Origin of the sequence: Blautia sp. AF17-9LB (assembly GCF_003479185.1) — a bacterium.
In the GTDB taxonomy this organism is placed as follows: Bacteria; Bacillota; Clostridia; order Lachnospirales; family Lachnospiraceae; genus Fusicatenibacter; species Fusicatenibacter saccharivorans.
In genome coordinates this window covers 106,498-126,519 of sequence record NZ_QUGU01000006.1, presented here as the reverse complement: position 1 = coordinate 126,519, position 20,022 = coordinate 106,498, and the positions used below count along the sequence as shown (strand labels likewise).

The following is a 20,022-nucleotide window of genomic DNA, read 5'->3' as shown; positions in this document are numbered from 1 at the left end:
CAAAAATGTTAAAAAATAAATACAGAGTATGTTTTTTGTATTGCCAGAGATCACAAAAGGATGTATACTAAAGTAGAATGTCTAAGTATGCGTGACTTGAAGAAAGAACACAAAAAGAGGGATAAGGTATGAAGGAATTATTTGATGTACACTGCCATATGGTCCCGGGGGTAGACGACGGTGCAGCTGACCTGGAAGAGTCGCTGGCGATGCTGAAAATGCAGCACGAGGACGGGGTCAGGAAGATTATCATCACACCGCATTATCGGCGGCGGATGTTTGAAACACCGGCAAAAAAGGTACATGAGCAGTTTCTGAAACTGCAGGAAGCGGCAAAAAAGGAATATCCGGATATGTCGCTTTATCTCGGGTGTGAACTTCACTCGAACATGGATCTTCAGGATATCCTGGAAAAACGGAAATATGTGACCATGGCCGGTTCATCCTATGTTCTGTTGGAATTTTCCGAGGGAGATTCCGCACAGCATATCCGTGAGAGAGTCTACAATGTACTGTCCTGCGGTTATGAACCGATTATCGCGCATGTGGAGCGCTATCAGGCAACGGTAAAGAGCGTCGGATTTTCCAGCGATCTGGTGGATATGGGCGCAAGACTGCAGGTGAATGTGGAAAGTATACTTGGAAAGTATACGTGGGGGGCAAAACGCTACTGCAGAAAACTGATGAAGGAAGATCTGCTCGGTTTTGTCGGCAGCGATTCCCACAACACAAAAACACGTATTCCCAACATAGGAGCAGGCGCTGCCTATGTTTCAAAAAAAATGGGAGAGGCATATGCCGAAAGGATTTTCCACGATAATCCGATGGAAATCTTAAGGGATGCCGGAGAAATCTAAAAAAAGTCAGGAGAAGAAGATGGAAACGAATCAACAGAATCAGGATGAAATTGAAATCGATTTACTGGAACTGCTTCGTGTGCTCTGGAGCAAAATTGGCTATGTGATTTTAGCTGCATTGGCACTTGGCCTTCTGATGGTACTGGTCAGCAAAGTATTTATGAAGCCGCAGTATGAATCGACGACAAAAATGTATGTACTGTCAAAACAGGACAGCAGCAGTACTGTAACAAGTGGAGATCTGCAGGCAAGTTCTCTTTTAACCAAAGACTATGCGGAGCTGATTCAGAGCCGTCAGGTTGTTGAAACCGTTATTGCACAGTTAAATCTGGATCTTACCTATGAGGAGTTTTTGAACAAAATTACTGTTACTACACAGAACGATACGCGTATCCTTTCGATTACAGTAAAAGACGAAGATCCGTATGTAGCAAGCCAGATGGCGGATGCAATCCGTGTAGCAGCATCAGATCATATTCAGAACGTTATGAACACAGAAGCTGTAAATGTGGTAGATGAGGCGAATATTCCAGATGAGCCGGTAAGCCCAAGTATTAAGAAAAACGGGCTGATCGGTGCAATAGCAGGTGCATTTATCGCGATTGTCATCATCATTATTGTTTATCTGACAAATGACACCATCCAGACCTCCGAAGATGTAGAACGTTATCTGGGTGTCAGTACACTCGGCATAATTCCTCTTGCAGAAGGACAGAAAAAGAGCAAGAAGAAAAACAAAAACGGCCGTGGAAGAAAGAAATAAGGGAGGATACGGAACGTGAATCAGGTAGTAGTAAAACAGGAAAAATCAGGCTATCAGATTGTGGAAGCCTACAAATCTCTTCGGACCAACCTTCAGTTCTGCGGAGAAGATAAGAAAGTAATCGCGGTTACAAGCTGTACACCAAATGAGGGAAAGAGCAGTGTTTCTATGCAGCTCGGCATTTCTCTTGCAGAGAGCGGAAAAAGAGTGATTTTGATCGATGCCGATCTTCGGAAATCGGTTCTTCTTGGAAGAACGAAAACACAGAAATCTGTTCGCGGACTGGCACACTTCCTGTCCGGTCAGGCAACTCTGGAGGATGTCATCTGTTCTACCAATGTAAAGAACTTTTACATGATTTATTCCGGCCCGTTTCCGCCGAATCCGGCAGAGCTTCTGGGGGGAAAGAACTTCCGAAGTCTTTTAAATGCACTTCGTAAAGTTTACGATTATGTGATTGTGGATACTCCTCCGCTTGGAAGCGTTATCGACAGTGCAATCGTTGCAGAAATCTGTGATGGTTCAATCATGGTCATTGAGTCCGGTGTGATCAGCTATCGTTTTGCACAGGAAGTAAAGAGCCAGCTCGAGAGAAGTAACTGCCCGCTGCTTGGCGTTGTCCTGAACAAGGTGGATATGCAGAAACAGGCGTATGGTAAATACGGAAAATACGGTCAGTACAAATATGGAGATTACGGCCAGGAGGAGGACGATTAACTGCCATGAAAAAAGGGATTGTTGCAGGTTTGATTGTCCTGTGCGTGGCGCTAGGAGCCGGTACAGCAGCTGTCGTAGTGACGGACGACCGAAAAGGCCCGGAAATCGAGCTTCCAGCTGATGGGGATGTAACGTATGAGGAAGGCAGTGATACAGCGCCTTTGCTGGAAGGCGTTACTGCAACGGATGAGAAAGACGGAGATGTGACAGATTCGCTGATGATTGAAAACATTTTCCCGAACGATGACCATACCAGTGCATCGGTTGTCTATGCGGCAAAGGACAGTCACAATAATGTATCAAAAGCAACACGCCGCGTGAATTATAAAGCTGCAGCGGAAGATACCCCGGCGGAAAATGAGGCTACGCAGGAAACGGATAACAGTGGGGCGGCAGATGAGTCTGCACCGGCAACAGAGGAGCCGCAGCAGAATGACACAGAGGGCACAAAAAATGAGACAGATGCGCAGATGGAAATCGAAGCACTGCCGGCGGAAAGCCCAAAACTGTACCTGAATACGTATGAAGTAACAGTGGAAGCCGGAAACGATCTGGACAAAACCAGCTATATCAAAGAGATGACCGATGATGCAGACAGCCAGGAGTCACTCTTTAACCAGATTGAGATCGACGGCGATGTGGATACTGCAGTGCCGGGAGATTACACGCTGACGTATCATGTGACGGACAGCGATGGAAACAGATCAAATGCAGCGGTGCTTACCGTACACGTTCAGTAAGAATAGAAGAACTGCTCTGATGGGGATGCCCGATCGGGGCAGTTCTTTTTTCAAGTTTTTACGGCGCGAGTAAAATTTGACAGCCCAAAATGAGTATGGTAGAGTGAGAAAGAAAGACGGCAGAAGGGGGCAGAGGAGATGCTTCGAATCTGGCAGAAAACAGAAAAACAGAAGCTGGAGCCGGTAGGAATGGGAACGGCGTTCCCCTTTTTAAAGGAAAAGAACTATGTAGTTTCTATCATCGGCGGCGGCGGAAAAACGACGCTGCTGTACGAGATGGCAGGCTTTTGCGTAAAAAACGATCAGAAGGTACTGGTGACAACTTCGACGCACATTTACCGTCCGCCGAAGGAATGGCATGACCAGAGTCTGGAAGCGGTCGAAAGAAAATTTCGCACAGGCCGCGCAGCGATTATCGGGAGTGCCTGCCGGGATACGGAAAAGCTTTCCATGCCGGAAACGGAACTATTTGAAGCGGCACGCAAAAAGGCCGATCTGACGCTGATCGAGGCGGACGGCGCGAGGCACCTGCCGTGCAAGGCACCGGCGGAACATGAACCGGCGCTGCTTTCCTCTTCAGATCTTGTGATTGGTGTGACAGGTCTTTCGGCACTGGGACAGCCGCTTGGCAAGGGCTGCTTTCGGGCAGAACGGGCGGCGGAACTGCTTGGCTGTACGATGGAACACCATATCACGGAAGAAGATCTGGCACGGCTGATCGCATCGGAACAGGGACAGCAGAAGGATTTGAAAGGCAGAACGTTTTATGCGGTACTGCACCAGTATGAGGAAAAAGAACACCGGGCGGCCGCAGAGAAACTTGTGGAGCTGCTGCGCAGGCAGGGGATCGAGCATGTTCTGGTTACGTGCGCGACAGGAAACAGAAGACAAAGCGGTGAGAACACGAATCCCTGGTATGGGAGAGCAGAGCTTCCCGTGCGTGAAGCGGAAGAAGAGTGGGAACCCGGAGAATAAAACGGAAATAGAATGGAGGAGACAGATGGCGGAATTTACCCATTTTAAGAAAGACGGCAGCGCCGTCATGGTTGATGTCCATGAGAAGCCGGACACGTACCGGGCAGCATCGGCGACGGGAACCATACAGGTAAGCCCGGAGGTATTTGCAGCCGTGCGGGATCATACGGCAAAAAAAGGCGATGTGCTCGGCGTTGCACGGCTGGCAGGCATCATGGGGGCGAAGAAGAATGCGGAGTTGATTCCGCTGTGCCACATTGTGCCGCTGACGAACTGCGAAGTGACATTTACCACGGACGAGAATACAAATTCTATTACGGCCGTGTGCACCACATCATGTGTCGGAAAGACCGGCGTGGAGATGGAGGCGCTGACTGGCGTTTCCACAGCGCTGCTCACGATCTACGATATGTGCAAGGCGATGGACCGCGGCATGGTGATTCGTGATATCCACATTCTGGAAAAGGACGGCGGAAAGAGCGGTCATTATATCTATCAGAAAGAGGAAAAATAAAGCATGGCAGAAAAGAAAGATTTCCCGGTTTTCCGGGTGGGAATTGTAACGTTAAGTGACAAAGGATATCAGGGCGAGCGCGAGGATAAGAGCGGCCCAAGGATCAAAGAGCTGCTTCCGGCGGAGCAGTATGAGGTCGTTTCGATGCGTCTTCTGCCGGATGAGCGGGCGATGATCGAGGAGGAACTGATCCGGCTTGCCGATCTGGAGCAGTGCGATCTTGTCCTCACGACAGGCGGCACGGGATTTTCCATGCGGGATGTGACACCGGAGGCAACTCTGGCGGTATCCGGCCGTGTGGCACCTGGCATCGCGGAGGCGATCCGCGCGGGCAGCATGGCGATCACAAAACGGGCGATGCTGAGCCGGGCAGTGAGTGCAATCCGTCATCGGACGCTGATTATCAATCTGCCGGGAAGCCCGAAGGCGGTGGAAGAGAGTCTTGGATTTGTACTTGATACCCTGCCGCATGCGTTGGGACTTCTGCGCGGAACGGACGGAGAGTGCGGAAGAAGCTGAAAAAAGAGGGAACAGGTAACGATGGAAGAAGAAAAAATTATTTTCTGTAAGAGCGGCGGCTGTACGGCAAAGCTCGGGGCAGGCGTGCTCGAACATATTCTGGAGAAGCTGCCGAAAGGGGAAAAGGATCCGAATCTGCTGGTGGGCTATGACAGCAAAGACGATGCATCCGTCTACCGGCTGACGGACGACCTTGCGATGGTCCAGACGCTGGATTTCTTTCCGCCGGTGGTGGAGGATCCGTACACGTTTGGAAAAATTGCGGCGGCGAATGCCTTAAGCGACATCTATGCGATGGGCGGAGAGGTGCGGACAGCCCTGAATATCGTCTGCTTTCCGGAACAGATGGATCTGAATGTCCTCGGAGAAATCATGCGCGGCGGCGCGGAAAAGGTGCAGGAGGCGGGCGGATCGCTCTCCGGCGGTCATTCGATTGCGGATGACAGTGTAAAATACGGCCTTTCTGTCACGGGAACCGTGCATCCGGACCGGATCTGGCAGAACAATACGGGCCGCGTGGGTGATCTGCTCATTCTGACGAAACCGCTCGGAACCGGCATTCTCTGTGCGGCGCACCGCGTCGGGGAGGAAAACCCGGGTGGATTTCAAAAGGCAGTGGAATCGATGATGACGCTGAATAAGTACGCCTCGGAGACGGCACGGAAGTATAACATTCATGCCTGTACCGATGTAACGGGCTTTAGTTTCCTAGGACATCTGCATGAGATGATGGAGTCGGGCGTGTCCTGCCATATCTGGGCGGATCAGATTCCGGTGTTCCCGGGGGCTGTGGAAGCGGCGGAGGAGTTTCTGATCACTGCGGCAGGCCAGCGGAACCGGAATCATCTGGAGCAGCATGTGACCTTTAAGGATATACCGTTCGGCATGCAGGAGGTGCTGTTTGATCCGCAGACATCGGGAGGGCTTCTGATGGCCGTGGATGCCGTGGATGCAGAAAAAATGCAGAGAAAACTGCTGGAGCAGGGGATTCCGGCAGCAATCGTTGGAAAAATCACAGAGCCGGCAGGAACCGAAATTTATGTGACACAGAGCAAGAAATGGTAAGGCAGGGAGGATGAAAAATGGCAGAGATGGAGAAAAAGACAGTAAACGCAATGGGTGATGTGTGCCCGGTACCGCTGGTAAAGGCAAAAAATGCGATTGCAGAACTTGCGGGAAGCGGAAAAGTGGAGGTTCTGGTGGATAATGAAATCGCCGTGCAGAACCTGGAAAAAATGGCGCAGCAGAAAGGATATGGCTTTCTGGTAAAAGAGAAGAAAGAAAAAGAGTATCATGTGGAGTTCACCGTATCGGAAACAGAGCCGGCTGAAACAGAAGAGAAAACCGTATGCCTCGTACCGGCGGCAAAGAAAACAAAACTCGTCGTTCTTTCTGCAGACCATATGGGCGAAGGAGCCGAGGAGCTGGGTAAAATTCTGATGAAGAGCTTCCTTTATGCACTGACCCAGCAGGATGAGCTGCCGGATACGATTCTGTTCTACAACGGCGGTGCAAAGTTGACCTGCGAGGGTTCCGAGTCCCTGGAGGATCTGAAAGATCTGGCAGCGCGCGGCGTTGAAATTCTGACCTGTGGAACATGCCTGAACTTCTACGGCATCACCGAAAAGCTGCAGGTCGGCAGTGTGACCAACATGTATGACATCGTGGAGCGCATGAGCAGCGCAGACCGCGTGATTAAGCCATGATTTACCTCGATTCGGCGGCAACGTCGCTGTGGCATCCAAAAGAAGCAGAGGAGCGTATGATCCAGGCACTGCACGGCTGTGGAAATGCAGGCCGCGGTGCACACGATGCGACACTGGATGCGGGCCGCATCGTCTTTGAGACGAGAATGCGGCTGGCAGAGTTGTTTCACGCGGAGAGTCCGGAGCGGATTGCATTTACGTGCAACGATACGGAGGCACTGAACACGGCAATTTTCGGACTCTTCGGGCCGGGGGATCATGTGATCACGACAGTCTGCGAGCATAATTCCGTTCTGCGCCCGCTGTATGCACTGGAAAAACAGGGACTGGAGCTTTCCGTGATTCCGGCGGATGTATCTGGAAGGATCGATTACGATCAGATGGAAGCGGCAGTGCGGAAAAACACGAAAGCGTTTGTCGTTACGCATGCCTCCAACCTGACCGGAAATATCACGGATCTTGCGCGGGTGTGCGAAATTGCGGAACACCATTCCCTGCTTCTGATCGTCGATGCGGCGCAGACAGCGGGGATTCTGCCGATCAATGTACAGAAAAGCGGGATCGACGTGCTCTGCTTTTCCGGCCACAAGGGACTATTAGGGCCGCAGGGAACCGGCGGAATCTACGTCCGTCCCGAACTTTCGATCCGGCCGCTCAAAATGGGCGGAAGCGGAATCCGAAGCTATGAAAAAGAACAGCCTGCGGCGATGCCGGAGCACCTGGAAGCGGGAACTTTAAATGTCCACGGAATTGCGGGACTTCTGGGAGCGCTGGAATATCTGGAGAAGACGGGGATTGAAATGATTTACAAAAGAGAGAGGGAGCTGATGCACCTCTTTCTGGAGGAAATTCAGGGAATCCCGGGACTTACTTTATATGGAACAGACGATCTGCAGCAGCGGGTACCAACGGCGGCATTAAACATCGGCTCCTGTGATTCGGGATATGTCAGCGACTGGCTGTATGAGAACTATGGTATTGCAGTCCGAAGCGGGGCACACTGCGCGCCGCTGATGCACGAAGCATTCGGGACACGGGAGCAGGGAGCCGTGAGGTTCAGCTTTTCCCATGTACTGACGGAAGAAGAAGTCCGGATTGCCGCGCAGGCTCTGCGGGAGTTTGCCGAAGAAGAAATGCAGCAGTGAGAGAGGCGGCAGCCGGCATCCGGGATACAAAAGAAGCTGGAAAAAGGAAGAAACGATATGAGACAGCGAAAAGAAACCTGGATTCTGACGTTTGCGGGGACAACGCAGGCGATGCAGATGGAGCAGTATGCGAGAGCGCACGGCCTGCCGGGAAGGATGATCCCCGTTCCGCGGGAAATTACGGCGGGCTGCGGCCTTTCCTGGAAAGCAGCGCCGGAAGAGGGAAAAGAAATCCTTGCGGCACTTCAGACGGCGGGACTTGCCTATGAGGCGGAGTACCGTGTGCTGTTGTAGAGGTGTGAGGTGGAAATGGAAGAAAAAGAAGAAACATTACGACAGAAGCTGCGGTACGACATGCGGCTGCGCGTCAGCCGGACGGATCATGCCTTCGGTCCCGGTGTGGCGGAGCTGATGGAGCATGTGGAAGCAACCGGCTCCCTTTCGAAGGGCTGCAAATGCATGCAGATGGCGTACTCGAAGGGATGGAAAATCTTAAAGCGCGCCGAGGAGGATCTCGGCATCCCGCTGGTACAGGGCAACCGGGGCGGCAGCAACGGCGGCCAGACGGTACTGACCCCGGAGGGAAAAGAATTCCTGAAGCGGTACCGGAAGTTTGAACAAGAAGTCCGCGCAGGCGCCGATGCGTCGTTTCAGAAGTGGTTTGGAACAGAAGAAAAATAACATTTTTTACGGGGACACGTTGACAAAACGGGTCCTTTCCTGTATTTTTATTAATGGAAAAAGCGTTATTCTCGCACGAGAATAACGAGGCAGACCGCGGAAGACGGAAGAAAACGGCGGCTGCTGAAACGAAAGAAGGAAGACAGCGAAGATGAAAAAGAAAGATCTGATCGTGGTACGGGGAGCAGGAGATCTTGCAACCGGTACGATCCATCGTCTGAAAAAAGCGGGCTTTCGTCTGCTGGTTCTGGAAGCAGAGCACCCGGCGGCGATCCGGCGGCAGGTGGCTTTGAGCGAAGCGGTATATGCCGGCAGTGCCAGGGTAGAGGACGTGGAAGCCGTGCGCATGGACGTGGATCTCGCAGAGAAAAAGAACCGGAAAGAACTTCTGGAACAGGAAATGGAACGGATCTGGAAGAAAGATGGTGTTCCGGTGCTCGTGGATCCGGCGGGACTAAGCATTGCAGCACTTCGCCCGGCCGTCGTGGTCGATGCGATTCTGGCGAAGAAAAATCTCGGGACGACAAAAGAGATGGCGCCGCTTGTGATTGCCCTCGGACCGGGCTTTACGGCAGGGGAAGATGTGGATGTTGTAATTGAGACGAAGCGCGGTCATAATCTTGGACGCGTGATCCGAAGCGGAAGCGCGGTTCCGAACACTGGCATTCCGGGCATCATCGGCGGGTACGGAAAAGAGCGTGTGATGCATGCACAGGCGGAAGGTATTCTGCGGAATGCGGCTTCGATCGGAGACATTGTGGAAGCCAGGGCTGTGATTGCAGAGATTGAGACAGAAAACGGGACGGTACCTGTGGAAGCATCTCTCTCCGGTCTGCTGCGCGGGCTGATCCGCGACGGCTATCCGGTGACGAAGGGATTTAAGATTGCGGACATCGATCCGCGGAAAGAAGAACTGCAGAACTGCTTCACGATTTCCGATAAGGCGCGGTGCATCGCCGGAAGCGTGCTGGAAGTGATCTGCGGGGAACTGGAATAGATTCAAATAGAAAAAGTGAGGCGTTTCAGATGAAACTGATGAAAACAGAAGACGCGGTAGGCCAGGTGCTCTGCCACGATATTACACAGATTATCAAAGGTGTGACAAAAGATGCGGTATTCCGCAAAGGCCACATCATTACAGAAGAAGATATTCCGGTGCTGTTAAGTGTCGGAAAGGACAACATTTACATCTGGGAAAAGGACGATACAATGCTGCATGAAAATGAGGCGGCACAGATTCTTTACGATATATGTAAAAACGATCACATGCATCCGTCCGATGTCAAAGAAGGAAAAATTGAACTGATCGCGGACTGCGACGGTCTTTTGAAAGTGGACCGCGAGAAGCTGAAAAAAGTAAACAGCCTCGGCGAGATGATGATTGCGACGCGCCACGGTGATACATACGTGAAAAAAGGCAACAAACTGGCGGGAACAAGAATTATTCCGCTCGTCATCAAAAAAGAGAAGATGGAGACGGCACAGGCAGTCTGTTCCTACGGGCCGATCCTGACCTTAAAGCCGTTCCACAAGAAAAAATTTGCGGTTCTGACAACGGGAAATGAAGTGTATTACCATCGGATCGAGGACACCTTCACACCGGTTATCCAGGAAAAGCTGGCAGAATTCGGCGCGGAGATGATCTTTCATGAGGTTTACGATGATGATGCATCGAAGATCACAGACGGATGCCGCCGCGCGATGGAAGCGGGTGCCGATCTTGTCTTCTGCACCGGAGGAATGAGTGTGGATCCGGACGACAAGACACCGCTGGCGATCAAAAATACCGGAGCATGCATCGTTTCCTACGGCGCGCCGGTGCTGCCGGGAGCCATGTTCCTTCTGGCGTATGCCGAAAACGGAACACCGATCGTCGGCCTGCCGGGATGCGTCATGTATTCGAAACGGACGATTTTCGATCTTGTCCTGCCGCGCCTCATTGCAGATGATGAGGTGACAGCGGAGGAGCTGGCCGGTCTTGGCGAGGGCGGTCTCTGCCTGAACTGCAAGGTCTGCACCTTCCCGAACTGCGGTTTTGGAAAAGGCAGATAAACGATGAAGGATCAGTATGGCAGAACGATAGATTACCTGCGGATTTCCATCACGGACGCGTGCAATTTGAGATGCCGGTACTGTATGCCGGAGAGTGCGGCGGGCTGTGCACTGGAGCAGGCGGAACAGAATCCACCGCTTACCGTCGAAGAGATGCTGAAGATTGTGCACGCCGCGGCTGGGCTTGGCATCACGCATTACCGGATTACCGGAGGAGAACCGCTGGTAAGAAAAGAGTGCGTGGAGCTGGTGCAGAAAATAAAAGCAGTGCCGGGCACCGCATCCGTTGGGATCACGACGAATGGCGTGCGCCTGGCATCGTGTGCGAGGGATCTGAAGGCGGCCGGCTGTGACAGCGTGAATGTGAGCCTGGATACAGTGGATGCGGCAGAGTTTGCGGCGCTTACCGGACGCGATGCGCTGGAGCAGGTAAAGCAGGGCATCTGCGCGGCCAAAGAGGCGGGTCTTTTAGTGAAGCTGAATGCGGTGCATCGAAAAGAACTGCATGCGCAGGAACTGATTGAATTTGCAGAGCAGGAAAAAGTCCCGGTGCGGTTCATCGAGGTGATGCCGGTGGGCGCCGGAAAATCGTACGTGGGTCCGTCGAATGAGGCGCTGAAAACAGAGCTGGAACAGTGGTATGGGGCATGTACGCCGGACCAGGAAAAAGAAGGAAACGGTCCTGCGGCTTATGTGCGGTACGAAAAGCTGTCGATGCCCGTCGGCTTTATCAGCGCGATCCACGGAAAGTTCTGCGGAAGCTGCAACCGCGTACGGCTGACAAGCCGCGGCTTTTTAAAGCTCTGTCTCTGCTATGAGAACGGCGTGGATCTGCGGGAGGTTCTGCAGAACGGAACGGCGGCGGATCTGCGGGATGTGATGGCACAGGCAATCTTAAAAAAGCCGATGGAACACTGCTTTGAGCGGCCGAAGGATATGACAGAGCACCACCTGATGTCCGGTATCGGCGGATGAAATGACGGCGGTTCGAAAAGAAGAGGAAACAAAAGAAATGGGAAAAATCATAGGAATCTGTATCAGTGAAAAACGGGGAACGGCAAAGCACGAGGTGGAAACGGCGAAGCTGGTGGAAGACTGGGGCATCGAGGGCGATGCACACGCCGGGCACTGGCACCGCCAGGTGAGCCTTTTGTCGTATGAAAAAATAGAAGCCTTCCGTGCAAAAGGGGCGGATATTCCGCTCGGCGCCTTCGGGGAAAACCTGATCGTGGAAGGATATGATTTCCGGAATCTGCCGGTCGGCACGCGGTTTTCCTGCGGGGATGCGCTGCTTGAGATGACGCAGATCGGAAAGGAGTGCCACAGCCACTGCGAGATTTTCAAACGCATGGGTGAATGCATCATGCCGCGGGAGGGCGTTTTCGCGGTGGTGCTGCGCGGCGGCACGATTCAAAAGGGTGACACCATCGAACTGGTGACGGAAAAGTAGACCAGCGATCAGACACAAGGAGAGGAAACATGGACGAACTTTACCGGAAACTGCTTGCACAGCTGGAAGAGGGACAGGACACGGTTCTTGCCTTTATCACCGAAGGGGACGGCTCCATTCCGCGCACGACGGGCGCCTATATGCTGGTCGGCCGGGAAGGACGGATTTTCGGAACTATCGGCGGCGGAAACCTGGAATATCAGGCGGTTCTGCATGCGCAGGAGCTGGTGCAGGAGAAGAAAAGTGAATACAGAGAATACGATCTCGGAACCGGAGAGGGGAAGGGGCTTGGCATGGTCTGCGGCGGCAGAGTGAAGGTGTGCTTCTATTTTATGAATGGAGCGCACGGCGAAGCAGAAAGTCTGGCGCAGGCACTTGCGGCGCAGGAGCAGTACCGCAGTTACTGGATTTTTTTTGCGCTGGACGGAACCGGCATCCGCGTGCTGGAAAAAGAAGCGTGGGAAATGCTTCCGGCGGCACAGGAAAAAGCGGGCCACTGCCGGATTCTGGAACTGGACGGGAAAACGTATTACGCCGAGGAATTCTGCTACGACGGAAAGGTTTATCTGTTCGGCGGCGGCCATCTGGCCCAGGAACTCGTTCCGGTGCTGCATCATCTGGATTTCTGCTGTATCGTACTCGATGACCGGGAGGAATATGTGGACAAAGCATTGTTCCCGGATGCCGGGCAGACCATGCTGGTGGATTTTACGAAACTGGACGAGATTCTTTCGATCCGGAAAAATGATTATCTCGTGATTGTGACACGCGGCCACCGGTGCGATGCGGATGCCGAGGCGTTTGCACTTCGCACCGGCGCGTCGTACATCGGTGTGGTGGGAAGCCGCAGAAAGACAAAGTATGTGCGCGAAAAACTGGAAGCGCAGGGTTTTACCGGAGAACAGCTCGACAGTGTCTATGCCCCGATCGGAATCGAGATCGGAAGCGAGACGCCGGCGGAGATTGCAATCAGCATTGCCGCACAGCTCATTCAGATCCGGTCAGCAAAAACCGGAAAACGAAAAGGTGCACATCCGGCGCTTCATACGTAAATATACAAAATGAGGAGTCAATTATCATGAAAACGAAAACCGTATCCATTCTTCTGATGGCAGCTATGGCACTTTCTCTTGCCGCATGCGGATTTTCCAATTCCACAGATTCTTCCAGTAAGAGCAGCTCCAAGGCAGAGAGCACATCTGCATCCAGCGCTTCTTCGGAAGCAGAGAGCGCATCCAGCGCCAAGAGCACAGCAGACGGCGAAGTATTTGACGATACCACCGTCACCGTATTTGCCGCAAAGAGCCTGAACTCCGTAATGGAGATGCTGATCATCGAGTACAATAAGACCCAGCCGAATGTCAAACTGGTTGGAAGCTATGACAGCTCAGGAACCCTGATGACACAAATCGAAGAGGGTGCATCCTGCGACGTATTCTTCTCCGCAGCAGCAAAACAGATGGATCAGCTTGAGGGTGAGAATCTCCTGGTTGAGGGAACCCGTCACAACATCGTAAACAATCAGGTCTGCGTTGTAACCTATGAGGGAAACAATACAGAAGTTACGGGCCTGGAGGATCTGAACAAGGCATCCAGCATCGCACTGGCAGACGGTTCCGTTCCGGTTGGAAAATACACAAGAGAAGCACTGGTCAATGCAGGCATTCTGGAGAAAGCAGACGACGTATCGGCTATCACAACCCAGCAGGTTTCCGAAGCGCTCGGCGGCGTGGAAATCAATGAGTGTGCAAACGTAGGAGCCGTTACTTCCGCAGTTGCAGAGGGATCCAACGAGGTTGGTACGGTTTATTATTCCGATACCTACGGTCTGGAGGACCGTCTGAAGGTTCTGCAGGTCGTTCCGTACGATCTGACCGGAAATGTCATCTACCCGACAGCACAGGTTGTCAACAAAGAGGCAGATGAGACCGAGCAGGCAGCAGCGAAAGACTTTGTAGAGTTTCTGACTTCTGATGAGGCAGCCGCCATCTTCCGGAATTATTACTTTGATACAGAGGTAGAATAAAAAGAAGATCCCACAAAAAACAGCAGGGATTTGGAATCACCGTCCGAAAAAGAAAGATTTCGTTTCTACGGACGGTGGTTTTGCATCAGAGAAAATCCGGGCAGGATGCGTGATGCAGGTATGCAGGGCTGCCATGGATAGAAAGGAAATGTTATGCAGGAAATACTGGATTTTTTACAGTCACTGGACTGGAGCCCGCTTGTCATTTCGATCAAGACCGGTATTGTGGCGACGATTCTGTCCTTTTTCTTTGGTATTTTTGCCGCGCGTGCGGTGATGAAGCTGCGTCCCGGCGCGCGTGCCGTAATTGACGGCTTTCTGACACTTCCGATGATTCTGCCGCCGACCGTTGCAGGCTTTTTCCTGCTTCTGATTTTCAGCCTCCGCCGTCCGTTTGGTGCTGCACTGTATGAGAATTTCGGTATCAAGGCAGTACAGACATGGCTTGGCTGTATTCTGGCGGCAACGATTATCGCGTTTCCGCTGATGTACCGCAATACGAGAGCGGCATTTGAGCAGGTGGATACGAACCTGATCTATGCGGCGCGGACGCTTGGTATGTCGGAGTGGAAGATTTTCTGGAAAGTGGTCATCCCATCGGCAGGTCCCGGCGTGCTCTCCGGTACGGTACTGGCATTTGCAAGGGCGCTCGGTGAGTACGGTGCGACGTCGATGCTGGCCGGAAATATTCCGGGAAAGACGGGTACCGTTTCCCAGAAAATCGCAATGGTGATTCAGGACGGGGATTATAAAACGGCGGGTTTTTGGTCTGTTGTCGTACTGCTCGTCGGATTCCTTGCGATGACGGCAATGAACCTTCTGGGTAACCGGAGAAAGAAAAATCAGAAACAGTGGTAGAGGATAAAGAATGGCGCTTGAAGTAGATATTACGAAAAAGCTGGACGGATTTTTTATGCATATGCAGTTCCGGGCGGAGCGGGAGATTTTTGCGATTCTCGGCGCGTCGGGCTGTGGAAAAAGCATGACCTTAAAGTGCATCGCCGGAATCGAAAAGCCGGATGAAGGGCGGATTGTCCTTGACGGCAAGGTGCTGTTTGATTCGGAGAAAAAAATCAATCTGCCGCCGCAGAAGCGGAAAGTCGGTTATATGTTCCAGGATTACGCCCTGTTTCCGCATATGAATGTTGTGCAGAATATTGAGGCAGGCATGGGAAAACGGCCGGACCGGAGCCGGACGGAATCGTTGATCCGCCAGTTTCAGCTGGAAGGGCTGGAGAAAAAGATCCCGGGACAGCTTTCCGGCGGACAGAAACAGCGCGTCGCGATGGCACGGATGCTCGCAGCAGAGCCGGAGCTGATTCTGCTCGACGAGCCGTTTTCAGCGCTCGATACCTATCTGAAATGGCAGTTGGAGCAGGAGATGTACAAACATCTGAAGGAGGCCGGAAAACCGGTCATCTTCGTATCACACAACCGCGATGAGGTGTACTGCCTCTGCGATACGGTCAGCTGTATGAACCGGGGAAAGATGGAAGTCATGGAACCGCTGAAGGAATTTTTCCAGAATCCGAAGACGCGCACAGCGGCAATTTTGTCGGGCTGCAAGAACATTTCGGCGGCCGAGCGGGTGGATGCGCACACGCTGCGGGCCGTGGACTGGGGCGTAACGCTGCACGTAAAGGAGCGGGAAATTGCAGACGATATCCGCGCAGTCGGCATCCGGGCACATTTTCTGGCCACAGTAGAAAGGCCGGGTGAGGAAAATGTATTTCCGGTCAACGAATCCGAAATCTGGGAAGATCCGTTTGAATGGAACATTTCGTTCCGGAAGAATGCCGAATGCAGCTGGCTGCAGTGGAAGATCGCAAAAACAGACTGGAGCCCGGAAATGGGGATTCCAAAGGAGCTGTATCTGAAGGAGGAAGATATTCTGCTGCTGACGGATTCCTGATGCTGGTGTGACAGATTTGGATAAAAAAAGATTGTTTTCGAAATCGTGATCGTGTTTCGAAAACAATCTTTTTTCATCGTTTACAGATTCATTACATGGTGATCCAGCCGAATGCATTTGCCACGGAACTGAACAGAATGATCAGTGCAAACACCGGGCAGAGATACTGGATCATGACAAGAAAGATTTTCTTTCTGCGGAAGCGGCTCTCGCCATGGATGATTTCTTCCTCGATTTTTGCCACACCGATGACTCTCGAAACGAGAAGACAGGTGGCAATGGCAGCAATTGGCATCATTACGGAGTTTGTCAGGAAGTCGAAGAAATCCAGGAACTGCATGCCAAGAATGGTGACGGAGGAAAACGGTCCGTAGCCAAGGCAGGAGAGCGTTCCGAGCGTAATCATGATAACGCCGATCAGAACGGTCGATTTTTTACGGCCCCAGCCGAGCTCATCCTCAAAGGTGGAAACGGCGCTTTCTGTCAATGCAATGGAGCTGGTCAGTGCGGCAAACAGCACCAGAAGGAAAAACAGAATACCGATCACAGTGCCAAAGCCCATATTGGCGAATACCTTCGGGATGGTGATAAACATCAGGGAAGGTCCTGCCTGCAGGGTATCCGGATTTCCGCCGGAGAAGGCAAAGACGGCAGGAATGATCATCAGGCCTGCCATGATCGCAATGGCAGTGTCAAAGATTTCGACGTTGCGTGTGGAATCCTCAATCGAGGTGTCTTTTTTCATGTAGGAGCCAAAGGTGATCAGAATACCCATCGCAATCGAGAGGGAGTAGAACATCTGTCCCATGGCGGCAACAACGGACATCCATGAAAAGTTTTTGAGGTTCGGAACAAGGAAATACTTCACGCCTGCCAGTGCGCCCGGTCTTGTTACGGAATAAACGGTAATGATAACGGAAAGGACGATCAGAATCGGCATCATCACCTTGGAAACGCGTTCAATGCCGTTTCGCACACCGGCGTAGATGATGGCGACCGTAATAAGGCAGAAAACGGCAAAACAGAGCTCTGTGGAAACTCCGTTTGAGATGAAGCCGGAAAAATAGCCGTCCTCTGCGAGCAGGGTACTGTTGCCCTTCACGTATTCGATCAGATATTTGATGACCCATCCTCCGATGACAGAGTAGTATGGAACGATCAGAATCGGGATAATGGCGTTGATCCAGCCCCCGGCGGAAAGCCATTTCGATTTGCCGAACGACTGGAAAGCGCCGACCGGGCTTTTTCGTGTCATGCGTCCGATGGCGGACTCGGCAACGATCATGGAGTAGCCGAAGGTGAGCGCCAGCAGGATATAAATGAGGAGGAAAATTCCTCCGCCGTATTTTGCTGCGAGGTAGGGAAAACGCCAGATATTTCCAAGTCCGACGGAAGCGCCTGCTGCAGCCAGCACGTAACCGATTTTGCCGGAAAACGAGCTGCGGGATTTGTTGTGTTTGTTCATAGAGTTCCTTCCTTTTGTGTGTTACAAAAATTTTGGGTTTATGGTCAGTTCTTGAAGATTTTTTATGCTGACACCATAAAGAAGATTGTAACATTATTGGGAAGGAAAGTCACTACTAAATTTTTTATTTTTTGCTGTCCGGCAGGGATTCCCCGGCCAGTTCCGCCATCAGCTCCGGCACAGTGGTCATGTGATCGAGACGCCATGCGTTTTCCCCGCAGAAAAGAAGAGCGTTGTCGGTATCGCCATCGGCAGCGCGGGCCAGGGCTGTGGTAATACAGTAGGGAATGGAGGCTTTGTCGCATTTTTTGAGGCACTGGTAGCAGTGTGAGATTTTTTCCCGTTCCTGTTCGCGTTCCGTCAGAAACGGATTGCGGATTGCGCGGCCCGGCATGCCGACCGGACTGTGCATGATCGTGATATCTTCTTTTTTTGCATTCAGGTATGCCTGTTTGTAGCGGGGATCGGCATCGCATTCTTCCGTGACAACGAAACGGGTAGCCATCTGGACGCCTGCGCAGCCAAGCGACAGATAGTGAAGGATATCCTCATGGGTGTAGACGCCTCCGGCAAAGACGACGGGGATGGTACAGGCATATTTTTCTTCGTAGCCATGTACAATCTGCAGAATTTCCCGGATTTCGTCATCGTAGCCGCGCCGTGCTGTTTCTTCCACGGTTTCGGCGGAGTAGCCGAGATGGCCTCCGGCTGCAGGACCTTCGATGACAACGAGATCAGGAACGCGGTGATAGTGATTGTCCCAAAGCTTCAGAAGAACCTTGGCAGTCCGGGGAGGGGAAACGATAGGGGCGAGCTTGATGGAGCTTCCCTTTATGTATTTTGGCAGATCGGTCGGGAGACCGGCCCCGGAGATGATGAGATCGGCTCCGTTTTCGATGCAGCAGCGGACGTATTCCTCGTAGTGGGTCAGGGCGCACATGATATTGACGCCGATGATGCCGCCGTTTGAAATTTCTTTGGCGCGGCGGATGTGGAAGGCGAGGGCGCGAAGATTGGCGCTTAAGGGATCACGCGCGAATTCCGGATCGCGCCAGCCGGGCTGGGCAGCGGAGATGACGCCGATTCCGCCGGCTTTGGCAACGGCACCGGCGAGGGATGAGAGGCTGATGCCGACGCCCATTCCGCCTTGGATGATGGGGTATTTGGCGGTGAGATTTCCTATTTTTAAATTTGGTAACATATGAATTCTCCTTTTTGATAAATGGACGATCCCGTGCCCGCCGCCGCGCCGGGGATGTTCCTCCAGGATGGCGCGGTTTCGGAGGCCAGGAAACTCTAAGGCTTTGGGATTTTGCTAAGGGCGCTTGAAAAAACGGCGAACTCGCTGCACTCAGACAGTGCCGTTTTTTCAAGCAACGCAAAATTCCATAGCCTAAGAGTTTGCAGGCCTCCTGCAAATGCGCCATCCTGGAGGAACATCCCCGACACGGCGGCGGGCACGGGATCTGGTATTGGTAAAAATGTAATGTTAAAAACCTTACTATATGGTTTTGAAAACTAGATATATAATACTTTGAATATCAAAGTATGTCAAGAGGGAAAATGAGAAAAAGGTGATTGATAGGGGGGTGGGAGGTGTGGTAGAGTGGGAGATAGAAAGAAAAGTTAAGACGGGAGGATGAAGAATGATGTTAAAGGATCTGGTATTAAAAAACAGGAGTTATCGTGGTTTTGATGAGTCGGTGAGGATTTCGCGGGAGACGTTGGAAGGGTTTGTGGATTGCGCGCGGCTTTGTCCTTCGAGTGTGAATAAGCAGCCGTTGAAGTATTTTCTGGCGTGGGAGCCGGAAGATGTGGAGAAGGTGCAGGGACTGACGAAGTGGGCGCGGGCGCTGCCGGAGATGGTTTTGCCGCATCCGGGGAAACGGCCGACGGGCTTTGTTGTGATCTGTCAGGATAAGGGGATTGATGAGAATCTGAACCGGTATCAGAAGGATGTCGGGATTGTGGCGCAGACGATGCTGCTTGCGGCTGTGGAGCAGGGGCTTGGCGGCTGCATGATCGGGAATTTTCAGGCGGGCGAGGTGATGGAAGTGCTTGGACTGCCTGAGGAGATCCGGCCGCTTTTGATTGTGGCGTTTGGAAAACCGGCGGAGGAGATTCATCTGGTAGATGTGCCGGAGGATGGGAATACGAATTATTACCGGGATGAAAATGATGTGCACTATGTGCCGAAGAGAACGCTGGCGGATGAATTGCTGAACTGAAGATAGAAACTGAAGATAGAGCCGGAAAATTCCGGAAAAATGTCGGATGAACCGTCCTAAAAAGTTAGATCTAAAAAATCTGATTTCTTGGGGCGGTTCAAAGAATCCGGCATTTTTTTACTTTACAGGAAACTTCGTTGAATTTTCCTGTAAAGTAAAAAGCCCTCCGGGCAGGATCGCACTGCGGCGGAGGGGAAAGGAAAGCACAGGCTCTTATTAGTTTCGGTGTAGCCCGAAAAAGGGAAAATGTCCCATACTTTCTGGCAATCCGG

23 protein-coding genes are annotated in these 20,022 nt (G+C 52.1%); 21 read left to right on the top strand and 2 right to left on the bottom strand.

The features are described 5' to 3' along the window. Positions 1 to 128 precede the first annotated feature (128 nt). From DWX00_RS08290 to DWX00_RS08195, 20 genes are all read left to right on the top strand, one after another. A complete protein-coding gene (locus tag DWX00_RS08290) occupies positions 129 to 857 on the top strand; it encodes a CpsB/CapC family capsule biosynthesis tyrosine phosphatase (protein WP_055227942.1) in 729 nt (242 codons plus the stop codon). Between the two features lie 19 nt (positions 858 to 876). Beyond that, a complete protein-coding gene (locus DWX00_RS08285) occupies positions 877 to 1,620 on the top strand; it encodes a YveK family protein (RefSeq protein WP_055228010.1) in 744 nt (247 codons plus the stop codon). 15 nt (positions 1,621 to 1,635) lie between these two features. Then, positions 1,636 to 2,337 carry a polysaccharide biosynthesis tyrosine autokinase gene (locus DWX00_RS08280; RefSeq protein ID WP_055227943.1) on the top strand — a complete coding sequence of 234 codons (702 nt, stop codon included), beginning with the start codon at positions 1,636 to 1,638 and terminating at the stop codon, positions 2,335 to 2,337. A 5-nt stretch (positions 2,338 to 2,342) separates the two neighbouring features. Continuing rightward, complete coding sequence (locus DWX00_RS08275; RefSeq protein ID WP_117760639.1) at positions 2,343 to 3,077, top strand: immunoglobulin-like domain-containing protein; 735 nt, start codon at positions 2,343 to 2,345, stop codon at positions 3,075 to 3,077. Between the two features lie 138 nt (positions 3,078 to 3,215). Further along, entirely contained in the window at positions 3,216 to 4,052 is an 837-nt protein-coding gene (yqeC, locus tag DWX00_RS08270; RefSeq protein ID WP_117760641.1) for a selenium cofactor biosynthesis protein YqeC, read from the top strand. A gap of 25 nt (positions 4,053 to 4,077) precedes the next feature. Beyond that, positions 4,078 to 4,566, top strand: a complete 489-nt coding sequence (moaC, locus tag DWX00_RS08265) for a cyclic pyranopterin monophosphate synthase MoaC (RefSeq protein WP_022462471.1) — start codon at positions 4,078 to 4,080, stop codon at positions 4,564 to 4,566. A 3-nt stretch (positions 4,567 to 4,569) separates the two neighbouring features. Beyond that, entirely contained in the window at positions 4,570 to 5,085 is a 516-nt protein-coding gene (locus tag DWX00_RS08260; protein WP_117509367.1) for a MogA/MoaB family molybdenum cofactor biosynthesis protein, read from the top strand. A gap of 21 nt (positions 5,086 to 5,106) precedes the next feature. Continuing rightward, a complete protein-coding gene (gene selD, locus DWX00_RS08255) occupies positions 5,107 to 6,150 on the top strand; it encodes a selenide, water dikinase SelD (protein WP_118595031.1) in 1,044 nt (347 codons plus the stop codon). A 26-nt stretch (positions 6,151 to 6,176) separates the two neighbouring features. After that, a complete protein-coding gene (yedF, locus tag DWX00_RS08250; RefSeq protein WP_334294816.1) occupies positions 6,177 to 6,791 on the top strand; it encodes a sulfurtransferase-like selenium metabolism protein YedF in 615 nt (204 codons plus the stop codon). After that, complete coding sequence (locus DWX00_RS08245) at positions 6,788 to 7,936, top strand: aminotransferase class V-fold PLP-dependent enzyme (protein WP_118595029.1); 1,149 nt, start codon at positions 6,788 to 6,790, stop codon at positions 7,934 to 7,936. Before yedF ends, DWX00_RS08245 begins: the two co-directional genes overlap by 4 nt. Positions 7,937 to 7,993: 57 nt before the next feature. Next, entirely contained in the window at positions 7,994 to 8,230 is a 237-nt protein-coding gene (locus DWX00_RS08240; RefSeq protein WP_022462466.1) for a DUF3343 domain-containing protein, read from the top strand. 15 nt (positions 8,231 to 8,245) lie between these two features. Further along, positions 8,246 to 8,617, top strand: a complete 372-nt coding sequence (locus DWX00_RS08235; RefSeq protein WP_022462465.1) for a winged helix-turn-helix domain-containing protein — start codon at positions 8,246 to 8,248, stop codon at positions 8,615 to 8,617. Positions 8,618 to 8,768: 151 nt separating this feature from the next. Continuing rightward, positions 8,769 to 9,614 (top strand): selenium-dependent molybdenum cofactor biosynthesis protein YqeB, encoded by an 846-nt coding sequence (yqeB, locus tag DWX00_RS08230; protein WP_022462464.1) that lies wholly within the window; start codon positions 8,769 to 8,771, stop codon positions 9,612 to 9,614. Positions 9,615 to 9,643: 29 nt separating this feature from the next. Next, a complete protein-coding gene (locus DWX00_RS08225) occupies positions 9,644 to 10,669 on the top strand; it encodes a molybdopterin-binding protein (protein ID WP_118595027.1) in 1,026 nt (341 codons plus the stop codon). A 3-nt stretch (positions 10,670 to 10,672) separates the two neighbouring features. Further along, complete coding sequence (moaA, locus tag DWX00_RS08220) at positions 10,673 to 11,644, top strand: GTP 3',8-cyclase MoaA (protein WP_117509363.1); 972 nt, start codon at positions 10,673 to 10,675, stop codon at positions 11,642 to 11,644. A 37-nt stretch (positions 11,645 to 11,681) separates the two neighbouring features. Further along, a complete protein-coding gene (locus tag DWX00_RS08215; protein WP_022462461.1) occupies positions 11,682 to 12,119 on the top strand; it encodes an MOSC domain-containing protein in 438 nt (145 codons plus the stop codon). Positions 12,120 to 12,148: 29 nt separating this feature from the next. Next, positions 12,149 to 13,171 (top strand): XdhC family protein, encoded by a 1,023-nt coding sequence (locus DWX00_RS08210; RefSeq protein ID WP_055266414.1) that lies wholly within the window; start codon positions 12,149 to 12,151, stop codon positions 13,169 to 13,171. A 26-nt stretch (positions 13,172 to 13,197) separates the two neighbouring features. Continuing rightward, positions 13,198 to 14,145: a molybdate ABC transporter substrate-binding protein gene (gene modA / locus DWX00_RS08205; protein WP_118595025.1), complete on the top strand. Its 948-nt coding sequence runs from the start codon at positions 13,198 to 13,200 to the stop codon at positions 14,143 to 14,145. A gap of 153 nt (positions 14,146 to 14,298) precedes the next feature. Next, positions 14,299 to 15,003, top strand: coding sequence for a molybdate ABC transporter permease subunit (gene modB, locus DWX00_RS08200; RefSeq protein WP_118595023.1), 705 nt, complete (start codon positions 14,299 to 14,301; stop codon positions 15,001 to 15,003). Between the two features lie 10 nt (positions 15,004 to 15,013). Continuing rightward, entirely contained in the window at positions 15,014 to 16,057 is a 1,044-nt protein-coding gene (locus tag DWX00_RS08195; protein WP_118595021.1) for a sulfate/molybdate ABC transporter ATP-binding protein, read from the top strand. A gap of 91 nt (positions 16,058 to 16,148) precedes the next feature. On the opposite strand, the gene DWX00_RS08190 is transcribed toward DWX00_RS08195, so the two are convergent. Further along, complete coding sequence (locus tag DWX00_RS08190) at positions 16,149 to 17,522, bottom strand: sodium-dependent transporter (protein WP_118595019.1); 1,374 nt, start codon at positions 17,520 to 17,522, stop codon at positions 16,149 to 16,151. Between the two features lie 124 nt (positions 17,523 to 17,646). Next, the gene (locus DWX00_RS08185) at positions 17,647 to 18,723 is read right to left on the bottom strand and encodes an NAD(P)H-dependent flavin oxidoreductase (protein ID WP_118595017.1); all 1,077 of its coding nucleotides are present in this window, start codon (positions 18,721 to 18,723) and stop codon (positions 17,647 to 17,649) included. Positions 18,724 to 19,168: 445 nt separating this feature from the next. Between DWX00_RS08185 and DWX00_RS08180 the strand changes: the two genes are divergently transcribed. Then, entirely contained in the window at positions 19,169 to 19,750 is a 582-nt protein-coding gene (locus tag DWX00_RS08180; protein ID WP_243037986.1) for a nitroreductase family protein, read from the top strand. Positions 19,751 to 20,022: the final 272 nt, after the last annotated feature.